General features: G+C 58.7%; 6 protein-coding genes. All 6 read left to right on the top strand.

Going from position 1 to position 6984, the window contains the following annotated elements; genetic code table 11:
- Window positions 1-127 precede the first annotated feature (127 nt).
- A complete protein-coding gene (gene cyoA / locus ACRESH_RS16840) occupies window positions 128-1072 on the top strand; it encodes a ubiquinol oxidase subunit II (RefSeq protein ID WP_045188200.1) in 945 nt (314 codons plus the stop codon).
- 3 nt (window positions 1073-1075) lie between these two features.
- Window positions 1076-3094 carry a cytochrome o ubiquinol oxidase subunit I gene (gene cyoB / locus ACRESH_RS16845; protein WP_431743045.1) on the top strand — a complete coding sequence of 673 codons (2019 nt, stop codon included), beginning with the start codon at window positions 1076-1078 and terminating at the stop codon, window positions 3092-3094.
- Between the two features lie 3 nt (window positions 3095-3097).
- Window positions 3098-3727 (top strand): cytochrome o ubiquinol oxidase subunit III, encoded by a 630-nt coding sequence (cyoC, locus tag ACRESH_RS16850; protein WP_431743046.1) that lies wholly within the window; start codon window positions 3098-3100, stop codon window positions 3725-3727.
- On the top strand, window positions 3728-4060 hold the full coding sequence (gene cyoD / locus ACRESH_RS16855; protein ID WP_431743047.1) for a cytochrome o ubiquinol oxidase subunit IV: 333 nt from the start codon (window positions 3728-3730) through the stop codon (window positions 4058-4060).
- A gap of 11 nt (window positions 4061-4071) precedes the next feature.
- Window positions 4072-4959: a heme o synthase gene (cyoE, locus tag ACRESH_RS16860; RefSeq protein WP_431743048.1), complete on the top strand. Its 888-nt coding sequence runs from the start codon at window positions 4072-4074 to the stop codon at window positions 4957-4959.
- Window positions 4960-5727: 768 nt separating this feature from the next.
- The gene (alaC, locus tag ACRESH_RS16865) at window positions 5728-6942 is read left to right on the top strand and encodes an alanine transaminase (RefSeq protein ID WP_431743050.1); all 1215 of its coding nucleotides are present in this window, start codon (window positions 5728-5730) and stop codon (window positions 6940-6942) included.
- Window positions 6943-6984: the final 42 nt, after the last annotated feature.

A 6984-nucleotide genomic window follows, 5' to 3' on the forward strand; every position in this document is an offset into this window, starting at 1 on the left:
CGAGCCGCCGCAGCTGGTCTCAAGGTATGGCCGTATTCGATCCCATAAATGCTGACGCTTGGCAGGACGAAGTGTTGGCGACCAAAACACAAATTGCATTGAAGCAAGCTGCTCTAGAGGTCGTGAGATGAGTAAAAAGCGTTACCCCAGACTGTTTGGCATTCTGCCCTTTTTAGGCATGCTTTTACTCAGTGGGTGCAACTGGACCCTGCTCGACCCGAAGGGCCAGGTCGGCATTGAGCAAAAGAACCTTATCCTCATCGCTACCGGCTTGATGTTGCTGGTGGTGATTCCTGTCATTTTCATGACGCTGGCATTCGCCTGGAAGTATCGCGCTTCCAACAAGGCGGCCACCTACACCCCTGACTGGTCGCACTCGACCAAGATCGAAGTGGCGGTCTGGACCATCCCGGTGCTGATCATCATTGCCCTGGGCTATGTGACCTACAAGACCACCCACGAGCTGGACCCTTATCGTCCGCTGGTTTCCGACGTGAAGCCGGTGCAGATCGACGTGGTCGCTCTGGACTGGAAATGGCTGTTCATCTACCCGGAACAAGGCATTGCCACGGTCAACAAGATCGTCTTCCCGGCCAACACCCCGGTCAACTTCCGCGTGACCTCCGACTCGGTAATGAACTCGTTCTTCATTCCGGGCCTGGGCGGCCAGATCTACGCAATGGCCGGCATGACCACCAAGCTGCACCTGATCGCCAACGAGAACGGCGAGTTCGACGGTATCTCGGCGAACTACAGCGGTGCCGGCTTCACCGGTATGAAGTTCAAGGCAACCGCCACCTCCCAGGCCGATTTCGAGGCATGGGTGAACGAAGTCAAGCAATCGCCTAAACAGCTGGACGCGGCTGAATACGCGGCATTGGCCAAAACTAGCGAAAACAATCCAGTCGCGCTGTACAGCGTGGCCTCGCCTGAGCAGTTCCAGTCCATCGTCGACAAGTACGAAGGCATGAACCGCGGCCGGCCAGTCCACGAAAAAGAGCAGAGCAAAGAAGCGGCCGGTACCGAAGGGATGGACGTGAGTATGCATTCAGCTGCTGGGGCAGAGGAGTAAGAGATGTTCGGTAAACTAAGTCTGGATGCGATTCCGTATCACGAGCCGATAGTCATGGTGACACTCGCCATGATTGCGCTCGGCGGTCTCGCGGTGGTTGGTGCAATCACCTACTTCAAGAAATGGACCTACTTGTGGACCGAGTGGCTGACTACGGTCGACCACAAGAAAATCGGGGTGATGTACATCATCGTCGCGATGATCATGCTGCTGCGTGGTTTTGCTGACGCCATCATGATGCGTACCCAGCTGGCGATGGCCACGGGTGGCTCCGAAGGCTATCTGCCGCCTGAGCACTATGACCAGATCTTCACCGCTCACGGTGTGATCATGATCATCTTCATGGCAATGCCATTCTTCACCGGCCTGATGAACCTGGCCCTGCCTCTGCAGATCGGTGCACGTGACGTTGCCTACCCGTTCCTGAACTCCCTGAGCTTCTACCTGCTGCTGGCAGGCGTGCTGCTGGTCAACATCTCTCTGGGTGTCGGTGAGTTCGCCAAGACCGGCTGGGTTGCTTATCCGCCGCTTGCGGGGATTCAGTACAGCCCCGGGGTGGGGGTGGACTACTACATCTGGGCGCTACAGCTATCAGGTCTGGGTACGACACTAACGGGCGTCAACTTCCTGGTCACCGTGCTGAAAATGCGCGCACCTGGCATGAAGCTGATGGACATGCCGATCTTCACCTGGACCTGCACCTGGGCCAACGTTCTGATCGTCGCTTCGTTCCCGATCCTGACCGCTGCTCTGGCACTGCTGACGCTTGACCGTTATATGGACTTCCACATTTTCACCAACGAGCTTGGTGGGAATCCTATGATGTACGTCAACCTGTTCTGGGCCTGGGGTCACCCTGAGGTTTACATCCTGATCCTGCCGGCCTTCGGCGTGTTCTCGGAAGTGACCTCGACCTTCGCCGGTAAACGTCTGTTCGGCCACAAGTCGATGATCTACGCCTCGGGCGCGATCGCGGTACTGGGTTTTGCGGTATGGCTGCACCACTTCTTCACCATGGGTTCTGGCGCGAGCGTCAACACCTTCTTCGGTCTGGCTACAATGCTGATCTCGATCCCGACCGGGGTGAAGTTGTTCAACTGGCTGTTCACGATTTACCAGGGCCGTCTGCGCTTCACCGCGCCAGTACTGTGGACCCTGGGCTTCATGGTTACTTTCTCGATCGGTGGTATGACTGGCGTTCTGCTGGCTGTTCCAGGTGCTGACTTCGTTCTGCACAACAGCCTGTTCGTAATCGCTCACTTCCACAACGTGATCATCGGTGGTGCGGTATTCGGCTACATCGCCGGCTTCGCCTTCTGGTTCCCGAAAGCCTTCGGTTTCACCCTGAACGAGAAGTGGGGCAAAGCTGCCTTCTGGTTCTGGATCTCCGGTTTCTACGTGGCCTTCATGCCGCTGTACGCACTGGGCTTCATGGGTATGACCCGTCGTCTGAACCACTCCGACAACCCACTGTGGGAACCCTACCTGTACGTAGCCGTAGCCGGCGCCGTGCTGATCCTGTTCGGTATTGCTTGCCAGCTGATCCAGCTGTACGTTTCGGTTCGCGACCGCAAGGACAACATGGACGTGACTGGCGACCCATGGGGCGGCCGTACCCTGGAATGGTCGACTTCGTCGCCACCTCCGTTCTACAACTTCGCTCACATGCCTGAGAAAGTTGGCCTGGATGCCTGGCACGAAGCCAAAGAAGCCGGTGTTGCGCACAAGGTGCGTGGCAAGTACGAAGCGATCCACATGCCGAACAACACCTCTACCGGTCTGTTCATGGGTCTGCTGCTGACCGTCTTCGGTTTCGCCTTCATCTGGCACATCTGGTGGCTGGTCGGCGTGAGCCTGATCGGTACCATCGCGGTCTTCGTCGCCCACGCTGCGCGTGACGACCAGGGCTACATGGTTCCAGCCGAGGAAGTGGCGCGCATCGAAGGTGAGCGTTTGAAGTCCCTGGGCCTGGCTACCGGCTCGCCGGTTGGCGCACGTGTCGAATCGTTTGAACGGGTTTAATCAATGTCCAGTCATGTAATTAACGCTGATACTCATGCTCATGGTCACGACCATGGGCATGACGACCACCACCACGACTCGGGCCAGATGACCATCTTCGGTTTCTGGCTGTACCTGATGACCGACTGCATTCTGTTTGCGTCGCTCTTCGCCACCTACGCGGTGCTGTCCGGCAGTTTTGCCGGCGGCCCGTCGGGTCATGACATTTTCCAGCTGGACTTTGTCGCGGTTGAAACCGCACTGCTGTTGCTGTCGAGTATTACCTTCGGCTTCGCCATGTTGCAGCTGTTCAAGGGCAACAAGGGCGGCGTACTGGGCTGGTTGGCTGTGACCTTCCTGCTCGGTGCCGGCTTTATCGCGATGGAAATCTACGAGTTCCATCACCTGATCGCCGAGGGCTTCGGCCCGCAGCGCAGTGGCTTCCTGTCGGCGTTCTTCGCGCTGGTCGGTACCCACGGTCTGCACGTGACTGCAGGTCTGATCTGGATGGCGGTACTGATGTACCAGATCAACAAGCACGGTATCACCAACACCTCCAAAACCCGCATGAGCTGCCTGAGCCTGTTCTGGCACTTCCTGGACGTGGTCTGGATCTGTGTGTTCACCGTTGTCTATCTGCTGGGGGTTCTGTAAATGGCTAACGCACATAACAGCCACGCCGAGGGCAACCACGGCAGCGTAAAGTCCTACCTGATCGGCTTCGTCCTGTCGGTGATCCTGACCGCGATTCCGTTCGGCCTGGTGATGTTCCCGAGCATGCCGAAGGACATCACCATCATGGTGGTGGTGGCCCTGGCAGTCATTCAGGTGGTTGTGCACCTGGTGTACTTCCTGCACATGGACCGTTCCGAAGAACAGCGTTCCAACGTCACGACCTTCCTGTTTACCGCGATGGTTATTGCTCTGTTGGTCGGCCTGTCGCTGTGGATCATGTTCAGCATCCACACCAGCATGATGGCGAAGTGAGGTAAGACGACATGTCCGTTAAGCACTTTATCCAAATCACCAAACCGGGGATCATTTTCGGTAACGTGCTTTCTGTGGCAGGCGGTTTCTTCCTTGCCGCGCAAGGGCATGTCGACTTCATGCTGTTCCTGGCCACGGTGATTGGCACTTCGCTGGTGGTGGCGTCCGGTTGCGTGTTCAACAACTGCATCGACCGTGACATCGACATCAAGATGGAGCGCACCAAGAACCGTGCCATGGTTCAGGGCCAGATCTCGCTGAAAGTCGCCTTGGCCTACGCCACCCTGCTCGGGGTGGCCGGTCTTGGCCTGCTGTATGTGCAGGCCAATGCCCTGGCAGCGTTGTTCGGCCTGATCGGCTTCGTCATCTACGTGGGTTTCTACAGCCTGTACCTGAAGCGCAAGTCGGTGCACGGCACCCTGGTTGGCAGCCTGTCCGGTGCCATGCCTCCGGTGATCGGCTACTGCGCCGTGAGCAACAGCTTCGACCTGGCTGCACTGACCCTGCTGGTGATGTTCAGCCTCTGGCAGATGCCGCATTCCTATGCCATCGCGATCTTCCGCTTCAACGACTACCTGGCTGCCTCGATTCCGGTTCTGCCGGTCAAGCGTGGCATCCTGGTGGCCAAGAAGCACATCCTCTGGTACATCGTCGCCTTCCTGGCGGCAACCCTGATGCTGACCATCGGTGGTTATGCCGGCATGAGCTACATGGCGGTGGCTGCGGCCATGGGCATGTACTGGCTGTACATGGCCTGGACCGGCTACAAGGCTGTCGATGATCGCCTGTGGGCCCGCAAGCTGTTCGTGTTCTCGATCTTCACCATCACTGCCCTGAGCGTGATGATGTCGCTCGACACCAAGGTGCCGACCGAGCTGCTGCTGACCTACGCACATTGATACCGATGTGCTGAAAAAAGCCCTGGGCGCAAACGCCCGGGGCTTTTTTTTGGTTCTTCACGGAATCCCGGGGACTAGGATCCTTGGGTTGGGTTGGGTTGGGTTGGGTTGTTGAGGCTGTGAGCTTATCCATTTGCTGTGGCGCCATTGCTGGCCCCTTCCGCCCTCACGGCGGGTCCCTTTTGTCTTGGCAAAAGGAACCAAAACCGCTTGCTCCTGCATACGGCCCTACGCTGCGCTTCGGGTCCCCTCGCTTCGGTGTCTTCCAGGGGCATCGCGGCCTACGACTTGCTGCGCCAAGTCTACGGCTCGCGACTTCGGCTAACGCCGAAGGGTGCTGCGCACCAGCCCCCTCCAGACACCTCCGCTCGGCCTCCTGAAGTCGCAAAGTTACGGGCGGCGCCTGCAACTGGCGTATCTTCGACATCAGATGTTGGCGGAGCCAGGCTGAGGCCATCACGGGACAAGCCTGCTGGTAAACTCAGTAGCAACTCGCTCTTGATCTTCCAGCACGTAAGTTCAGGCGCCCCGGAAGGCGCCGTAGCAAGTCAGATGTGGCTGCATTTTGGGAATTGTCCTACATCAGCCATCAGGAAGCCCGAAGTTTGATATAGCCTCTCCTCCTTCTTCGTGAAGTGAGGGCTCGGTCAGTCGAATGAGCAAAAGCACTTTACAGTCCCCCTCGTGACGTTCTATCTTGCCGCCTCGGCCACCGCAGTGGCCAACGTCGCTCGGACGGTTCCGGGCGCTTACGTCTTCGAGGAAGCCATGGCTGACCAAGGTTCGCCGCGCCGTTTTGCGCGCATTGATCGTCTCCCCCCTTACGTCTTCAACATCACCGCCGAACTCAAGATGGCCGCACGCCGTCGTGGCGAGGACATCATCGACCTGAGCATGGGCAACCCTGACGGGGCCACGCCGCCGCACATCGTCGAGAAACTGGTACAGGTCGCCCAGCGCGAAGATACCCATGGCTACTCGACGTCCCGCGGCATTCCGCGCCTGCGCCGGGCCATCTCGCGCTGGTACAAAGATCGCTACGAGGTCGAGATCGACCCGGAAAGCGAAGCCATCGTCACCATCGGCTCGAAAGAGGGCCTGGCCCACCTGATGCTCGCCACCCTGGATCATGGCGACACGGTGCTGGTGCCCAACCCCAGCTATCCGATCCACATCTACGGCGCGGTGATTGCCGGTGCCCAGGTGCGTTCGGTGCCGCTGGTGCCGGGCGTGGACTTCTTCAACGAACTGGAACGGGCCATCCGCGAGTCGATCCCCAAGCCGAAGATGATGATTCTCGGCTTCCCTTCCAACCCGACCGCGCAGTGTGTCGAACTGGATTTCTTCGAGCGCGTGGTGGCGCTGGCCAAGCAGTACGATGTGCTGGTGATCCACGACCTGGCCTACGCCGACATCGTCTACGACGGCTGGAAGGCGCCTTCGATCATGCAGGTGCCAGGCGCCAAGGACATCGCGGTGGAGTTCTTCACCCTGTCCAAGAGCTACAACATGGCCGGCTGGCGTATTGGTTTCATGGTCGGTAATCCGGAGCTGGTCAGCGCTCTGGCGCGGATCAAGAGCTATCACGACTACGGCACCTTCACGCCGCTGCAGGTGGCGGCGATCGCTGCCCTGGAAGGTGACCAGCAGTGCGTGCGCGACATTGCCGAGCAGTATCGCCAGCGCCGCAACGTGCTGGTCAAGGGCCTGCACGAACTGGGCTGGATGGTCGAGAACCCCAAGGCGTCGATGTACGTCTGGGCGAAGATCCCTGAGGAGTACGCGCACCTGGGGTCGCTGGAGTTCTCCAAGAAGCTGCTCGCCGAGGCCAAGGTGTGTGTCTCGCCGGGCATCGGCTTTGGTGACTATGGCGACGATCATGTACGCTTTGCCCTGATCGAGAACCAGGACCGTATTCGTCAGGCGGTGCGGGGTATTCGTCAGATGTTTCGGGCGGATGGGGTAGGCAAGTCGCAAAAGTAGCGCTTTCATCGCGGGGCAAGCCCGCTCCCACAGTGCCATTTC

The sequence above is a fragment of the Pseudomonas sp. genome, from assembly GCF_050739775.1.
Lineage (GTDB): Bacteria > Pseudomonadota > Gammaproteobacteria > Pseudomonadales > Pseudomonadaceae > Aquipseudomonas.